15 protein-coding genes, 1 riboswitch and 1 other annotated feature are annotated in these 17,134 nt (G+C 35.2%); all 15 genes read right to left on the bottom strand.

Translation table 11 applies throughout. The features are described 5' to 3' along the window. Window positions 1–70 precede the first annotated feature (70 nt). Window positions 71–1,393: a trigger factor gene (tig, locus tag CNQ82_RS08215; RefSeq protein ID WP_123144882.1), complete on the bottom strand. Its 1,323-nt coding sequence runs from the start codon at window positions 1,391–1,393 to the stop codon at window positions 71–73. Window positions 1,394–1,534: 141 nt separating this feature from the next. After that, on the bottom strand, window positions 1,535–2,476 hold the full coding sequence (locus tag CNQ82_RS08220) for a hypothetical protein (RefSeq protein ID WP_123144883.1): 942 nt from the start codon (window positions 2,474–2,476) through the stop codon (window positions 1,535–1,537). 15 nt (window positions 2,477–2,491) lie between these two features. Further along, on the bottom strand, window positions 2,492–3,103 hold the full coding sequence (locus tag CNQ82_RS08225) for an NUDIX domain-containing protein (RefSeq protein ID WP_123144884.1): 612 nt from the start codon (window positions 3,101–3,103) through the stop codon (window positions 2,492–2,494). Between the two features lie 142 nt (window positions 3,104–3,245). Next, window positions 3,246–3,602: a 50S ribosomal protein L20 gene (rplT, locus tag CNQ82_RS08230; RefSeq protein WP_015900530.1), complete on the bottom strand. Its 357-nt coding sequence runs from the start codon at window positions 3,600–3,602 to the stop codon at window positions 3,246–3,248. 111 nt (window positions 3,603–3,713) lie between these two features. Beyond that, the gene (rpmI, locus tag CNQ82_RS08235; protein WP_015900531.1) at window positions 3,714–3,914 is read right to left on the bottom strand and encodes a 50S ribosomal protein L35; all 201 of its coding nucleotides are present in this window, start codon (window positions 3,912–3,914) and stop codon (window positions 3,714–3,716) included. Window positions 3,915–3,944: 30 nt separating this feature from the next. Next, window positions 3,945–4,472 (bottom strand): translation initiation factor IF-3, encoded by a 528-nt coding sequence (gene infC, locus CNQ82_RS08240; RefSeq protein ID WP_123144885.1) that lies wholly within the window; start codon window positions 4,470–4,472, stop codon window positions 3,945–3,947. A gap of 22 nt (window positions 4,473–4,494) precedes the next feature. Then, window positions 4,495–4,634, bottom strand: a sequence feature (ribosomal protein L20 leader region). 64 nt (window positions 4,635–4,698) lie between these two features. Further along, on the bottom strand, window positions 4,699–6,186 hold the full coding sequence (locus tag CNQ82_RS08245; protein WP_123144886.1) for an amino acid permease: 1,488 nt from the start codon (window positions 6,184–6,186) through the stop codon (window positions 4,699–4,701). Between the two features lie 93 nt (window positions 6,187–6,279). Then, window positions 6,280–6,454, bottom strand: a riboswitch (Lysine riboswitch). Window positions 6,455–6,512: 58 nt separating this feature from the next. Beyond that, on the bottom strand, window positions 6,513–8,456 hold the full coding sequence (gene thrS, locus CNQ82_RS08250) for a threonine--tRNA ligase (protein ID WP_123144887.1): 1,944 nt from the start codon (window positions 8,454–8,456) through the stop codon (window positions 6,513–6,515). A gap of 322 nt (window positions 8,457–8,778) precedes the next feature. Next, entirely contained in the window at window positions 8,779–9,702 is a 924-nt protein-coding gene (dnaI, locus tag CNQ82_RS08255) for a primosomal protein DnaI (protein ID WP_123144888.1), read from the bottom strand. Further along, the gene (locus CNQ82_RS08260; RefSeq protein WP_123144889.1) at window positions 9,699–11,120 is read right to left on the bottom strand and encodes a replicative helicase loading/DNA remodeling protein DnaB; all 1,422 of its coding nucleotides are present in this window, start codon (window positions 11,118–11,120) and stop codon (window positions 9,699–9,701) included. Before CNQ82_RS08260 ends, dnaI begins: the two co-directional genes overlap by 4 nt. Window positions 11,121–11,122: 2 nt before the next feature. Then, complete coding sequence (gene nrdR, locus CNQ82_RS08265) at window positions 11,123–11,596, bottom strand: transcriptional regulator NrdR (protein ID WP_095104823.1); 474 nt, start codon at window positions 11,594–11,596, stop codon at window positions 11,123–11,125. A gap of 152 nt (window positions 11,597–11,748) precedes the next feature. Further along, window positions 11,749–12,771, bottom strand: a complete 1,023-nt coding sequence (locus tag CNQ82_RS08270; RefSeq protein ID WP_095104821.1) for a glyceraldehyde-3-phosphate dehydrogenase — start codon at window positions 12,769–12,771, stop codon at window positions 11,749–11,751. A 156-nt stretch (window positions 12,772–12,927) separates the two neighbouring features. Then, window positions 12,928–13,560: a dephospho-CoA kinase gene (gene coaE / locus CNQ82_RS08275; RefSeq protein ID WP_123144890.1), complete on the bottom strand. Its 633-nt coding sequence runs from the start codon at window positions 13,558–13,560 to the stop codon at window positions 12,928–12,930. A 17-nt stretch (window positions 13,561–13,577) separates the two neighbouring features. Further along, a complete protein-coding gene (mutM, locus tag CNQ82_RS08280) occupies window positions 13,578–14,450 on the bottom strand; it encodes a bifunctional DNA-formamidopyrimidine glycosylase/DNA-(apurinic or apyrimidinic site) lyase (protein WP_123144891.1) in 873 nt (290 codons plus the stop codon). Between the two features lie 15 nt (window positions 14,451–14,465). Continuing rightward, a complete protein-coding gene (gene polA, locus CNQ82_RS08285) occupies window positions 14,466–17,096 on the bottom strand; it encodes a DNA polymerase I (RefSeq protein WP_123144892.1) in 2,631 nt (876 codons plus the stop codon). Window positions 17,097–17,134 lie beyond the last annotated feature (38 nt).

Here is a 17,134-nt window from a genome sequence, read left to right on the forward strand (position 1 = left end):
AGAGGATGAGATAGTAAATAATACTTATCTCACCCTCTACATGTCTAATTATAAATCTGATTCAATTTAATTATTGATCTTCTGATTTTTCTTCATCGTCTTTTGAAGGTTCAACTAATTTAGCTTCATCTAATAATAAGTCAATTACTTTTTTAACACGTACATCACCTTTAACGATATCAGTGCTGCCTAAAGTTTTCTTAATATCTTCAACTGAAATATTGAATTGAGTACTCATTGCTTCTAATTCTTTATCAACATCTTCTTCAGTTGCTTCAACTTCTTCTGCTTCTGCAATTGCAGTTAAAGTTAAATTAGTTTTAACGCGTTCTTCTGCGTCGTCTTTCATTTGTTCTCTCAATTGAGACTCGTCTTGTCCAGAAATTTGGAAGTAAGTTTCAAGATCTAAACCAGATTGTTGGATGCGTTGTGCAAATTCTTGCATCATACGATCTAATTCATTGTTAATCATAGCTTCAGGAATGTCTACTGTAGCATTATTAACTGCTTTGTTGATAGCTTCTTCTTTTTCATCGTTTTCAGCTTTGACTTTCTTTTCTTCAGCTAAACGTTTGCGAAGATTTTCTTTATATTCTTCAACGTTATCAGCTTCAGAGTCTAATTCATTAGCGATTTCATCGTCTAATTCTGGAACATTTTTATATTTGATTTCATTAATTTTAACTTTGAATGTTGCTTCTTTACCTGCTAATTCTTCAGCATGGTATTCTTCTGGGAATGTAACTTTAACGTCTTTTTCTTCACCAGTTTTTAAGCCAACAAGTTGTTCTTCAAAGCCAGGAATGAACATGCCAGATCCGATTTCTAAATCGTAACCTTCTGCTTGGCCGCCTTCGAATTGTTCGCCGTCAACATAACCATCGAAATCGATATTGACAGTGTCGCCTTCTTCAACTGCACCGTCTTCTTTAATTACCATTTCAGCTAAATGGCCTAAACTATGATCGATTGATTCTTGTAATTCTTCGTCAGTTAATTCAGCATTTTGTTTTTCAATTTCAAGGCCTTTATATTCACCAAGTTCAACTTCTGGTTGAACAGTTACAGTTGCATCGAATTTCAAATCTTTGCCTTTTTCGATTTGAGTCACGTCGATTTCTGGTTGATCAACAGGTTTGATACCTGTTTCTTCAATTGCTTCACCATAAGCTTCAGGAAGCAAAATATCTACTGCATCTTGGTATAAAGCTTCCACGCCAAAACGTTGTTCAAAAATTTGACGAGGTACTTTCCCTTTACGGAAACCAGGAATATTAACTTGTTTAACTACTTTCTTGAATGCTTGATCAATTGCTTGATCTACTTTTTCAGCTGGAACGGTAACTGATAAAACGCCTTGGTTACCTTCCTTTTTTTCCCATGTTGCTTTCATGTCCAAAAACCTCCATGATCTTCCTATTATAATTTTTTCAACTTCATCATTATAGCATACGTATAATGTGGTTACAAACGTTGTGTTTAAGGTGTTCAAGCACGATTAAACTTACCATACAATATTAATTTAGTACCCTATTTATTGCTTAATATTCTTTTCAACTTTTGAAATCCATGCATAGACTTCTTGGTTTAAATTATCAACAGATGCAAAGGATAAATTCAGCATTTGCTCAATATAATGATAAAATGTGTTCACCCATACGTTTACAGATGCTACTTCTTCTATCTCTAATGGATATAATGCAATTGCAAAACTTTGAAGCATTTGAGAAATTTCACTTCTTAATTGGTCACCATAGTTATCTTCGAATCTTTCTAACACTTTAGGTATCACGTGCTGTGTGAAAGAAGCGTACTCAAGTCCTGGCAATTGAGCCGGATAAACACTAAAATCGGTCTCATATTTGCTAAAGTCAACTTCTTTCTCGTATTGTCCTTTTTTGAGATACTCTAATATAATGGTTTGTACATTAGAATGAAAGTTGTGGCTGGATAGTAATTCTGCAAATGTATCTGTAAAGCCATATTGACCTTCATGCATTAAATCGAAAATTAAATATAATTGTTGATTCACATTTAATTCGGTAAATTGCTGTATTCTAGCAATATAATGTTTCTTGTTTTCATTTAACTGCATTTGTGCATCTTCTTTAATCGGATACAATTGCATCCGAATATTATGATCTTCAACTTGCTCAATAATTTGATTAAATACTTCTATACATTCATAGTACTGTCCTAATCCATGTAAACTTGTTATATAATAAATCATCAACTGATTGTATGCGTCGAAGCCTTGTTTTAATAGCACAATTGCTTCTTCTCTCAGCTCCAAATATTGTTCCATTCGCAACAGCATTTCACATTTTAATAATGCAAGTTCAGTTGTTAATTCAAATTCCTTTTCATATTTCATGAAAGTATCATACATTGGTTCATATTTTTCTTGTTCAAAATGTGTTTTAATATCTTTTATTAATTTTTCTTTGTTTTGCGGAAACGGAATGATATCTGACATTTATTACACCTACTTTTAATTAAAAGCTTTCAGTATTAAAGCACTCCACGTTTCAAAGTCATCGTAATTTTCAATACGTCCTTGGTGCATCCAGTTAATTTTAAGTGTATCTGTCTCTTTTACTTCTACATTTTGAGTATCCACTCTTATTTTGAACACAATACCTAAATGTACTTCTCCTACTTCGTTGGTATCATCGTTAATAAATCCAAGGTATTCCATGTTTTGAGTTTTGCTCGGACTTAACCCGATTTCTTCTTCTAATTCTCTTTGAGCATTGACGCGCAATACTTCATTAACATTTTGAGCATCCATGACATCATTCATATGTCCGCCGACGCCAATTGATGATTGACCATGCAAACGTTCTTCGCCGCCACCTGAAAGTCGTTCATATACTAAAGTTTCACCTTTTTCATTTTCTAACAGACAGTACGAAATCAATTGTTTATAATTCGGATCTTCTTCCATATCTCCACGTCGTTTAACTTCATATTGATCTAATGTATCAAAGATTTTTTCACCCATCGGATCATTTTTAGGTAAAAACCCATTAAAAGCGTTCTTTTCATGATTAAAAACAACTTCTCTAGGTACTACTATAATTTTTTCATCGAATTTAGACATCTTAATCTCCTTTAAGTTTTTGTTATGTACTTGCTTGTATTTTATCAAAAATTTCAAAAACCCGTAAAGTTGAACTCTATTATCATATAAAAAATACTCAATCATCGAATTTCTATCAATGATTGAGTATTTTAAAATAAGCTTATTTTAAAGCAGCTTTTGCTTTTTCTACTAATTCACCGAAAGCTTTGTCATCTGAAATAGCGATTTCAGAAAGCATTTTACGGTTGATATCGATGTCAGCTTGTTTCAAGCCGTTCATCAATTTAGAGTAGCTCATACCATGGTTACGAGCAGCCGCATTGATACGAGTGATCCATAATTTACGGAAATCACGTTTTCTTTGACGGCGGTCACGGAATGCGTATTGACCTGATTTCATTACTTGTTGTTTTGCTGTTTTATATAAAGTACGTTTAGCGCCGAAGTAACCTTTTGCTAATTTGATTACTTTTTTACGACGTGCTCTTGTTACTGTTCCACCTTTAACACGTGGCATATTAAATTCCTCCTTGGTTATGTTTATAACACTTATATTTTAGTTGTTTTAAGTGATGGCAACCTTTGTTTTAAAGCTGTTGCTCACTGATTTTGTCATCTATACGATCAATTATTTTTTGTAAGCTAATAATTGTTTTACGCGTTTCATATCACTTTTAGATACTAAGCTAGCTTTACGTAATTTACGTTTTTGTTTAGTGCTTTTGTTAGCGAATAAGTGAGATGTGAAAGCTCTTGAACGTTTTAATTTACCTGAAGCAGTTCTTTTAACACGTTTAGCTGCTCCGCGGTGTGTTTTCATTTTAGGCATAATGAAATTCCTCCTATAAATTTTAAAAAGTTATTTTTCTGCTGTTGGTGCAAGCATGATAAACATTTGACGGCCTTCCATTTTAGGTCGTTGTTCAACTGTAGCGATATCTTTGCATTCGTCTGCAAATTTTTCTAATACACGTTGACCAATTTCCTTATGCGTAATGGCACGTCCACGGAAACGAATTGAAACTTTACATTTATCACCTTTGTTCAAGAATTTACGTCCGTTTTTCAACTTAGTTTGGAAATCATGTTCCTCAATTGTTGGGCTTAAACGAATTTCTTTAACATTGATAACTTTTTGTTTCTTCTTCATTTCTTTTTCTTTTTTCTGTTGCTCGAATTTGTATTTGCCGTAATCCATGATACGAGCAACAGGAGGTTTAGCATTTGGTGCGACAACTACTAAATCTAAACCTACACGTTCAGCCATTTCTAATGCTTCACGTTTTTGTTTTACACCGATTTGTTCACCGTCTTGACCAATGACACGAATTTCTCTTGCGCGAATTCTTTCGTTAACTTGCGTTTGATCCTTTGCTATGGTTAACACCTCCGTTATATTTACGAAATATCCCAAGTAAAAAGAGCGGACACAGAAGTGCCCGCTCTTTTTCCATTACTCAACATGATAAGATTATCACGTTGTATTGGACCTGCCAACAGCTTTTATGCGTCGCTACAGGTGAGAAGCGGGAAGCTTCTACTTGGTTCGTTTCGTATTCAACGTATATAATCATATCAACTCTATTACACAAAGTCAATCATTATTTTATTTTTTATTTGAATTGGTTCATATCCACGTCTTGACGTAAGTCTACATCTTTTAATGGAATTTTTTTAGTTTTGTATCTTAGTTTATGATAAATGAAGAATGCTAAGAAAACTGGAATTCCCATATAAGTGATGATAAATCTATTCGGATCAAAATGACCTGTTTTAATGAAATCAACATCTTGTCCAATGATTACAATGACACATAATATACCTGCAAAAATCGGACCAAACGGGAACCATTTAGCTTTGTATTTCAATTCATATTTACTGTGCTGCTGTACATTAAATGCACGGCGGAAACGATAATGGCTGACTGCAATTCCGACCCAAGCGATAAAGCCTGTCATACCACTTGCTGCTACAATATACTCATAAGCATCTCCACTTAATTTTTGTACTAGGAAAATAATTACTACTACAAGTCCTGTAGCGAATAGTGAGATATAAGGCACCCCGCTATTGGATGTTTTTCCAAAGGCTTTCGATGCCAGTTTATCTTTACTCATTGAGTATAGCATTCTTGTAGAAGCGTACATTCCTGAGTTACCAGCCGATAATACTGATGTTAAGATAACAGCATTCATAAATGATGCTGCAAATGCTAATCCTGCATTTTTGAAAACTAATGTAAACGGTGAAGTAGCAATGCTATCTCCGCCGCCCATAAGTGCTGAGCTAGAATATGGAATTAACATACCAATAATGAAAATAGCTAAGATATAGAATAACAAAATTCTCCAGAATACTTGTTTAATCGCTTTCGGCACAGCTCTTTCAGGGTTCTCAGATTCTCCTGCAGTAATACCAATTAATTCAGTACCTTGGAATGAGAATCCAGCAATTAAGAACACACCTAAGATAGATAATAAACTGCCTCCTAAGCTGCCTCCGAGAATTGGACCGTCTCCGGATGTAAAGACTTCAAATCCGATAAATTTACCGCCCATAATACCGAAAATAGTTAATAAGCCGATAATGATAAAGATAACAACAGTTACCACTTTAATGAGCGCAAACCAATATTCACTTTCACCATAAACTCTTACTGATAATGAGTTCAAAGCAAAAATAATGATAATAAACAGAACGCTCCAGCCCCAAGCTGGCATTATTTTCATCGGTTCCCAATATTGAATCACTTGTGCTGCAATTGTCACGTCAGCCGCTACTGTAATCACCCAGTTAAACCAGTAGTTCCATCCTAGTGCAAATCCAAGTGATGGATCGACAAAGCGTGTCGCATAAGTACTGAACGAACCTGAAACTGGTAAATAAGTGGCCATTTCTCCAAGTGATGTCATTAAGAAGAATACCATGATGCCTATAATTGAATATGCAAGTAAAGCCCCTAACGGCCCTGCATCATGAATTGCACCGCCAGATGTCATAAATAAACCTGTTCCAATACATCCGCCGATTGCAATCATAGAAATATGGCGATCTTTCAGGCCTCTTTGTATGCCTGCATCTTGACTAGTTTTATTTTCCATAAACGTTTCCTTTCCTAGGATTAGAGGCTTGCAAATAAAATAAAAAACAATGGTTGCAAATCCAAGATATGCAACCATTGTTCGACTTTATAAATATACGGTAGCACATCACATTTTGTGACAGTCCAGCTTCTATTCGAAAACTGTCCCAATATACAATAGTTATGGTTATTATATATTTCGGCATCTTTGCCTTTAACTCATTCAACCTACGCTCCACACAGCTTCTGATAAGTTACTCATCAAAGATGCAACCTCTAACACTTTTTTTAATATTTATTCAACTACATTGTAATATACCTTAATACCTCAGTTATTTCAAGGTCTTATTGTTGTCTTTGTTTTTTCAAACGAATTTCATCAACTAAATTCCAAATGAATTCATCTTTTTCTACAGTTTCTTGATCTTTAGAACCATATTTTCTAACGTTTACTTCATTATTTTCAATTTCTTTATCACCAATTACAAGTTGATAAGGAATTTTATGCATTTGTGCTTCACGGATTTTATATCCCATTTTTTCATTACGGTCATCGATTTCCACACGTACGCCTTGAGATTTCAATTCATCTTGAATTTGTCTTGCATAGTCGTAGTGCAAATCAACGTTTACTGGAATAATTTCAACTTGTTTTGGTGCTAACCAAGTTGGGAATGCCCCTTTTGTTTCTTCAGTTAAGAAGGCAACAAAACGTTCCATTGTTGAAACCACACCACGGTGAATAACTACCGGACGATGTTCTTCACCATCTTTACCGATATAAGCAAGTTCGAATCTTTCAGGCAATAAGAAATCCAGTTGTGCAGTTGATAAAGTTTCTTCTTTACCCATAGCTGTTTTAACTTGAACATCTAATTTAGGACCGTAGAATGCCGCTTCACCAATTGCTTCTTCATATGGCAAGCCCATTTCATCAACGGCTTCTTTCAACATCGCTTCTGCTTTTTCCCACATTTCGTCATCGTCAAAGTATTTAGCTTTGTCTTCAGGGTCACGATAACTTAATCGGAAGCTGTAATTTTTAAATCCGAAGTCCTCATATACATCAAGAATTAATTCAACAACGCGTTTGAATTCTTCTTTGATTTGATCTGGTCTTACAAAGATATGAGAGTCATTTAAAGTCATACCGCGAACACGTTGTAAACCTGATACTGCACCACTTGCTTCATAACGATGCATTGTACCTAATTCTGCAATACGAATCGGCAAATCTCTGTATGAATGCGGTTTATTTTTGTAAATCATCATATGGTGCGGACAGTTCATTGGTCTCAAGACCATTTCTTCTGTTTCATCCAATTTCATTGGCGGGAACATGTCGTCTTGATAATGATCCCAGTGTCCGGATGTTCTATAAAGATCAACATTGGCTAGTACAGGAGTATATACGTGGTCATAGCCTAATGCAACTTCTTTATCTACAATATAGCGTTCAATTTCACGACGAATTGTAGCACCGTTCGGCAACCATAATGGTAAACCTGCACCTACAAGTTGACTATTCATAAATAAGTCTAATTCTTTACCGATTTTACGGTGGTCACGCTCTTTACGTTCTTCCAACATTTTCAAGTGTGCTTTTAAATCTTTTTTATCGAAGAAAGCTGTACCATAAATACGTTGCAGCATTTTATTGTTGCTGTCACCTCTCCAATAAGCACCTGCAGTTGATAATAATTTGAATTCTTTAATTTTAGAAGTAGATGGAACATGTACACCGCGACATAAATCAGTAAATTCGTCTTGTGTGTATAATGTTACTGATTCGTCTTCTGGTATCGCATCAATTAATTCCAATTTATAAGGATCATCTTTGAAGAATGCTTTTGCCTCTTCACGACTCACTACTTTACGTTCAATTTTATAATTTTCATTCACAATTTGCTTCATTGTTTTTTCAATTTCAGGAAAATCATCTGAAGAGATTTTGACATCTGTATCGAAATCATAATAGAAGCCGCCGTCAATTACTGGTCCTACTCCGAATTTCACGTCTCCATACAAACGTTTTAATGCTTGTGCCATTAAGTGAGCAGTAGAATGACGTAAAACTTCTAAAGCTTCGTCACTTCCTGGAGTTACAATTTCAATTGATCCATCTTCTTCTAATGGACGAGTCAAATCCACCATTTTGTCGTTGAATTTACCAGCCACTGCTTTTTTACGAAGTCCTGGGCTGATAGACTGAGCAATTTCCTCAGTAGTAATACCTTTATCAAACTCTGTACTGTTTCCGTCTGGGAAAGTAATATTGATTTTATCCATTCATAAACGCCTCCAATATATAATCCTCTACGTAAAAACAAAAAAACCTCCTCCCAATAAAGGGACGAGGTTATCGCGATACCACCCTAGTTCAGATAAAAACATGATTCCCGCATGTACTTATCTATCTCTGCATAAGATAACGGTCTTGAGCCGGATATTCATTACGAATATCGATATCAACGAGGGAGTAATCAATTGCTATGATAACTGTATTCTCATCACCAACAGTTTTCTGTGTATCAGGAAACAATTCATCTTATCCTCGATTTGTTTACGTTAATTCAGATTTAATTCTATTATAACTCATTTTTTCAAAATTTCAATCGTCACGATAATTCTCGCCGACAAGTTCATACGGTGCTGCCAATGATTTAATACGTTCCATAATTCTAGCGGCTTTGGTTTTTTCTGCACCATTACGTGTGATAGAAAGATGATGTTCAAGTTCATCAAAATCTAAATTTGAACTGAACAGCGTAGGAAGTTCGTGTACCATACGATAATGAAGTAATGGTCCGATGACTTCATCTCTCACCCATGGCGTTACTTCTTCTGCACCAATATCATCCAGCATCAATATATTCGCTTCTCTGATCCGTTGTAATTTCTTCTCAAATGAATCATCTTTGAATCCGTTTTTTAAAGTACGAATAAATTCAGGTAGATAAACGATAGTTGAAGGAATTTTTTGCGACTTTAATTGATTAGCAATAGCACCTAGAATAAAAGACTTACCCGTCCCAAAAGAACCATAAAGATATAAGCCTTTCACATTCTCTTTTCCTGCAATAACATCCTTACAAAACTTATCCGCTACCATTGCAACATTTAATCTGTCACGCTTGTCCATATAAATATCTTTTAATTTAGCATTCAAAGTATCTCGCTGCATATGATGAGAGGTAATGAGATGTGCTTCTCGCTGTTCCTCATCGTGTTTGATCTTACATGGACACGGAAGATATTTGATTTTAATCCGTCCATTTTCAATATAAAGTTCTGGTACATGTCCTTTCACAAAGTTAGGACAGTCAGCAAAATCATGTCCGTCATAATGCTTCTGCTGATCTTTATATTCTTGCAGAATATTTAAATCTTCATCAATCATTCGATTGGTTAATTCAGCTCGATGATTTTCTAAAAACTTTTTGACATCTGGATCGTTAATAACGTCCTTTTTAATCTTTTCGAATCGCTTTTGAAAATCAGGAGAAGTTTGCATTATATTACTGAAACGTTTCATTCGTCATCCTCCTTCCATGTTTCTTTTAAATGTTTAAGAAAGTTTGCTCTATCTTGAGCCAGGCTTTGATCTTCAGCATCATCTGCTTTTCTTTTATTTTTACCGCTTCTCTTCTTATGTTCTCCTTTAATCAGCCAATCAGGAGTAAGTTCCTTCGAGGCAACTTGCTGACCATAATTCTTAAATCTTGGCGGATTAGTATTTTGTTTAGCTTTACGTTGTTTTTCAGCTTCTTTCATATCCATCACATGTGCATGTGCTTCAGCGGCTGAAGATAGTTCTTTCTTCTTCCAATTAGAAGCTATTTCTTGGATATAAGTCTTCGGCAATTGCATATCATTATTGAGCATTACGTATTGAAGCAGCATATTGATAACACCAAACGGCAATTGTTCTCTCACTATTAAATCTTCCACCAGATATTTCTGTTTCAATGTAGGTTCAGATTTTGCCCAACTTGTCAGCATATCAATCGGACTTGTAGCATCCATCAACTTAAACCAGCTCTCATATTCTTCTGGTGTCTGAGGTGCTCTAGTCAACTCAATAACTTCTTCTTGCTGTTGGGGCGTTGTAGGTACATTGGCTTTAGCTTCTAAAGCGGGCAATTGATTTTCATGCTCAATGGCATAAAAAGACCGCGCTTGTTTGCGCAACTCTTCATATGAGATACGTTGATTGCTGGTAAGCGATTTTAAAATAAGTCCTTTCATTCCTTCTGGTGTAATACCATATAAAACGGCAAGTTGTGTTATCAGACCTTTCGCTTGCTCTTCAACAATTTCTGAACTGACAAAGTGATTGCTCAATAGTTGGTAAAGTGATTCAAAGTCAAATTGCACTCTATCTAAATTAATTCCTTTGTAAGAAGCGGTTTGAGTAATATTATTTTTCTGAACATTATCGAAAGCTTGATTAGGAACTTTGAAAACATCTGTAAAATTACGTGTAACCTCTTGATAATCACTTAAATCCATTTGAGTATGTTCAAAGTAACGTTTCAATTGGTGATAACGTTTATTCTCTACTTCTTTATAGAGATAAACAGAAAGCATAGGATCATTGAAAAATTGTTTAGGAGTTGGCGGTTGCACTAATTCATATACAAAATGTGAATTATCTTTGTTATGTTTCACAAATGTTTTAATTAAACCAATTGCTTCTAACCGGTTCATTTCCTCACGAAAAACTCCTAGATTAATTTTCAATTCACTCATAATGACATAATGAGTGGATGCTTGATTATGCTTAGGATTCGCAAACTGTGATAAGTAATGATATACACCAATCGCTCTCGTACCGATTAATGGAGTAAACAAACGGTTCAAAACCTCTAATTGGGCTTCTGATAATTTTTCAGATTGTAACACATTAAACGGATCTTGAGGTCGAATACCGAAATCGTCTTGGTTAAACATAATTAATTGTCACTCCGATTATTCTTTTCTTGCAAGATGCCTTGCATAGATTCCAGTAATTGGTCAACATCTTTAAATTCTTTATAAACAGAGGCGAAACGAACATAGGAAACTTGATCAACATGCATCAGCAAATTCATCACATGTTCCCCGATTTCTCGAGATGAAACTTCGGCTTGTCCTTCATCTCTTAAACGCCATTCTACTTTATTCGTAATATCTTCTAATTGCTGATAACCGACTGGACGTTTCTCACATGAACGAACTAGCCCATTTAAAATCTTTTCTCTTAAGAATTGCTCACGTGTCCCATCTTTTTTCACAACGATTAACGGACTCATTTCGATATGTTCGAATGTAGTAAATCGGGTACCGCAATTTTCACATTCTCGTCGTCTGCGAATTGCATTGGCTTCGTCTGCATGTCTTGAATCCACTACACGAGAATGTGTTGAATTACATTTAGGGCATTTCATTCATTTTCACCTCTCATATTAATTATGCCTATTATACTATAATCTTACTTAACACAAAAGAAAGCGGAACTTTTCAAATTTTTCAAAGCAAAAACCAGCTGATTGGAGCCCTACTTCCAATCAGCTGGTTTAATATATGACAGCAGCAATGATTAAGCTGTTGCTTTTTCTTTAGTATTCAATAATTCTCCGATTTCTACTGCGATATCAACGACACGGTTTGAGTAACCCCATTCGTTATCGTACCAAGCGATTACTTTTACTTTTTTATCATCCATTACTAATGTAGACATTGCATCAACAATAGCTGAGTTAGGATTTGTATTAAAGTCTACTGAAACTAACGGCTCGTCTGAAACAGCTAAGACACCATTTAAATCAGCATCTTCAAATGCTTGGTTCACTTCTTCAGCTGTAACTTCTTTTTTCAAGTCTACAACTAAGTCGACTAATGAGACGTTTTTAGTTGGTACACGAAGTGCCATACCATGTAATTTACCTTCTAATTCTGGTAAAACTTCTTTAAGTGCTTTTGCAGCGCCAGTTGATGTAGGGATAATACTTTCGTTGCAAGAGCGCGCACGACGTAAATCTTTATGTGGGTTATCAATATTTTTTTGGTCATTTGTAATAGCATGTACTGTTGTCATCAATCCGTTTTCAATACCGAAATTATCATTTAATACTTTGGCAACTGGACCGATACAGTTTGTTGTACATGAAGCATTACTGAAAATGTCATACTCTTCAACATCTAAGTTATCGTTATTTACGCCTTTAACAACCATTTGTACATGACCACCTTTTGAAGGCCCTGTCAATAATACTTTTTTAGCGCCAGCATTGATATGTGCTACTGCTTTGTCACCATGGTTGAATTTACCTGTAGCTTCTATGACAATATCGATATCTAATTCTTTCCAAGGTAAGTTTTCTGGGTTACGGTCTGAAACTAATTTAATATCATGACCATCGATACGAATACCGTTTTCAGTCGGTACTACCTCACCATCATATTTACCATGAGTCGTATCGTATTTTACTAAATGTGCAATTGTTTCTGGAGGATAGCTCGCATTAATCGCTACTACATTTAAATCATCATTTTTAGAAGCGATACGTAGTACCATACGCCCAATACGTCCCATTCCGTTAATTGCAATATTCGTTGTCATAAAAAGCACCCCTCGTTTTATATGTGTTATACTTTATGGAATCAGTATAGCATAATTCCGTAAAAATGAAAGCGTTTTACAAAAATAAACAAAAAAATTACTTATCATTTATGATAAGTAATTTTACTAAGGATATACGAGGATGAAAAGGCTTACTTATTTTCCTATTTCTTCTTGATTCTCCGCAGTTTGTTGAATATATCCTTCATCCATCAATAATTGTTCTAGATTTTGTTTTAATTCTAATAAAGTGCCGCGGTTATCGATGACATGGTCGGCCATACGTTGTTTTTTATCAATAGAAATTTGACTATAAACTCTAGCTTTAGCTTCTTCTTGAGATAAATCATTACGTTCCATTAATCTTTCTACTTGGATACTTTCAGAAGCATATACCAACCAAGTTTCATCAACGGTATCTTGAAGATTATTTTCAAAAAGCAAAGGAATGTCCATAATCACATTGTAACCTTCACTTAAATATTTCTCTTTTTGATTCTCCATAATTTCTCTAACAATAGGATGTACAATTTGGTTCAGCTCTTTACGTTTCTCAGCATCATTAAAAACAATTTCTCCGATATATTTGCGATTCATTTCTCCGTTGTCATCAATAGCTTCTTCCCCGAAGACTTGTTTTACTTGCTGTAAACCTTCAGATCCTTTTTCAACCGCTTCTCTAGATGCTACATCCGCATCTACAATTTTAAATCCATGTGCTGCTAACAACTCTGATACTGTCGATTTCCCAGTACCAATTCCGCCTGTTAAACCAATTACTTTTCCCATAACATGTCTCCTTCGTTCTATTTTTGACAATGCGGGCAGTAATGTGAGTTTCTGCCTGCTATCACTTTAGTATGAATAGGTCCGCCACATACTGGACAGACTTTCTTTTTATAAACCTTTAAATAATGCTGCATTTGACCCGTTTTGCCATCAGCATGACGGTATGAAGATACACTTGTACCGCCATTTTCAATACCTAAACATAAAACTTTTACTACTTCATTAAAGACACGCTCTTGTTCCTCTTCTGTTAATGAATAAACAGGACGTTCAGGGTCGATCTTTGCATTGAATAAAGCCTCGCAAGCATAAATATTTCCGCAACCCGCAATGACTTTATGATCTAATATCACCTGTTTAATAGGTTTCTTATGATAAGTTTTTGTATTCAACTGATGTTTGTAATGCGCAAATGCATTTTCATCAAACGGTTCAGGCGCCATGTCGGAAAAAGAAGAATGTACAGATAAATCTGCTACATTCTTAATTTCTCCGAAACGACGTATGTCTGAAAAGATAAGCTGTTTGCCATTACTCAACTTAAAATTAACATGCCAGTGTTTTTTATAGTTCGGGACAATAATATCATCTAACGTATCTACAATGAAAAAGCCGCCTGACATCCCTAAATGACTCACAAGCACCCTTTTATCTTCGTCTGTTTCAATATAAAAGAGAATATACTTGCTTCTACGCTCTATACGTGTAATTTTATATCCTTCTGAATACATTTTAAACATCGGCAAATCCATTTGTTTAATAATCGTATCTTTGCCGATTTCTTTACCTTTAATCACAGCATCTGAAAATTCTACTTCTTCAATATACTGATTTATTGCTAACGGTTCAATGCCGCGTTTTACATGTTCTACTTCTGGTAATTCCGGCATTTATATACCTTCTTTCTATTTTGCATCATACCAAGTTGGACCATAGTTGGTATCCACTTGTAATGGTACATCTAAATCTATTGCATTATCCATAATATCTTCAATAAACTTGCTGAAAGCTTCAACTTCTGCTTCTGGAAGTTCAAAAATCAATTCATCGTGTACTTGTAAAAGTAAATGTGCATGAAAGTCTTGATTCTGAATTTCCTTATCAAAATTGACCATTGCTAATTTGATAATATCCGCAGCACTACCTTGTATCGGTGTATTCATGGCAGTTCTTTCTGCAAAACTTCTGCGGTTAAAGTTACGGCTCGTAATATCAGGAATATATCTGCGACGATGTAAGAGTGTTTCTACATACCCTTTCGCTTTCGCATCTTTAACAATATCGCTCATGTATTGTTTGACCCCTGGGAAACTATCTAAATAGTCATCGATAAATTGTTTTGCAGCTTTTCTAGAAATTCCGAGACTTTGGCTTAAGCCGTAATCACTAATACCATAAACAATACCGAAGTTGACTGCTTTAGCTTGGCGACGCATTAATCCATCGACTTCATCCGGTTCTACACCAAACACTTTCATGGCAGTGGCCGTATGGATATCATGCCCCTCTCTAAAGGCTTTAATCATACTTTCATCTTGTGTAATATGTGCCAGCACTCGTAATTCGATTTGTGAATAGTCAGCTGAGAGAATGACATTACCTGGTTCTGCAGGTTTAAATGCTTTTCTTATTCTTCTTCCTTCTTCTAAGCGGACTGGAATATTTTGTAAGTTCGGATCAACAGAAGATAAGCGTCCAGTCTGTGCCAAAGTTTGATTAAAGTGCGTATGAATACGATGGTCTTTTTGTATTACCTTTTGCAGTCCTTCTATATAAGTGGACTGTAATTTAGAGAGCTGACGATATTCAAGTATATCATCAATAATAGGATGTTCTCCTTGTAATTGCTCAAGCACATCTACTGCAGTAGAGTAACCTGTTTTAGTCTTTTTAATCACCGGTAATTCAAGTTTTTCAAATAGTACAACTCCCAGTTGTTTTGGTGAATTGATATTAAAATCTTCCCCAGCTGCCTCATGAATGCGTTCAATAAGGGTATCCAACTTTCCTTGAATTTCTTTTTCCATTTCTTGCAGTTCGTCAACATCTGTATAAATTCCTAGTTCTTCCATTTCTCCTAAAATACGAGCGAGTGGAAGTTCTAATGACTTAAAGAGTTCAAGTTGATTGTATTCTTCCAGTTGGTCATACATTAGCGGTGTGCTTGCAGAGATAGCATCTAAAATGGCTGCAATATAAGGGTTCATCACTTCATCGTCAGGTATTAGACGTTTACGGCCTTTACCGTAAATATTGACCGCTTCAGCCACATAATTCTGGCCATAATGCTGAACAACAGAATAGACATCATCGATACTTCTGGAAGGATCTAAGATATAACTTGCTAACATGACATCAAAAGCAATATTTTGAATATTTATATTTAATCGATGCGCTTCAGCATATGTTTTCTTAGCGTCATAAACCAATTTTCGCGTGTTTTTATCTTCCAGCCATTTGACCAATTCAGGATAATTTCGAATAGTATCGGCATCGATTACAACAAAGTGACCATCAGCCTTTAATCCGAATTTAAGAATATCAGCTGTTAAATAGTCTCCTTCACCTACTTCAAAATGCACTGCTGCTTCAGATAAATCATTGAAATCAATATTATTAAAGTCGTGTTCCACTTCATATTCACGTTTTTCTTCAGTTTTATCTTCTGCATCTACATCAATTTGATTCAACATTTGTTTGAAATCTAATTCTTTAAATAAATCAATTTTCGCTGTTTGGTCCACTTCTTCAGGGAGTTTTGTGTCTTTTAAAGTGACTTCAATTGGACTGTCTCGTTTGATAGTCGCTAACTGTTTGCTCATTAAAGCATCATCATGACCATTTTCGAGTTTTTCTTTTAATTTTTTACCTGAAACTTCATCTATATGTTGATAGAGATTTTCTACAGAGTCATATTGATTCAGTAATTTGATTGCTGTTTTTTCACCGACACCAGCTATTCCAGGGATATTATCAGAAGTATCTCCCATTAATCCTTTCATATCAATAATCTGTGAAGGTTGTAGGCCGTTATACTTTTCAGCAATGAATTCAGGTGTGTAATGGTCGACATCTGTTACGCCTTTTTTTGTATAATATATCGTTACATTTTCAGAAGCTAATTGCGTCAAGTCACGATCTCCTGTAACAATAATCGTTTTGATACCTGCTTTATCTGCTTCTTTACTCAAAGTCCCAATAATATCATCTGCTTCATAATTCTCCAGCTCGTAATGCTTAATTTGATACGCATCTAATAATTGGCGAATTAAAGGGAACTGCTCGCTCAATTCTGGTGGTGTCTTTTGACGTCCACCTTTATAATCACTGAAAGTTTGATGTCTGAATGTGGTTTTACCTGCATCAAATGCTACTAAAAAGTGCGTCGGCTTCTCTTCTTTTTTAATTTTTTCTAATAACATCGCGAAACCATAAATAGCATTGGTATGGATACCCGCACGATTTGTCAAAAGAGGTAAAGCATAAAATGCGCGGAAACTTAAACTATTTCCATCAATTAATACTAACTTTTCCACGTTATAACCTCCTGAATTGATTTAATTCTATTTTATCA

The sequence above is a fragment of the Staphylococcus debuckii genome (assembly GCF_003718735.1).
Taxonomy (GTDB): Bacteria; Bacillota; Bacilli; order Staphylococcales; family Staphylococcaceae; genus Staphylococcus; species Staphylococcus debuckii.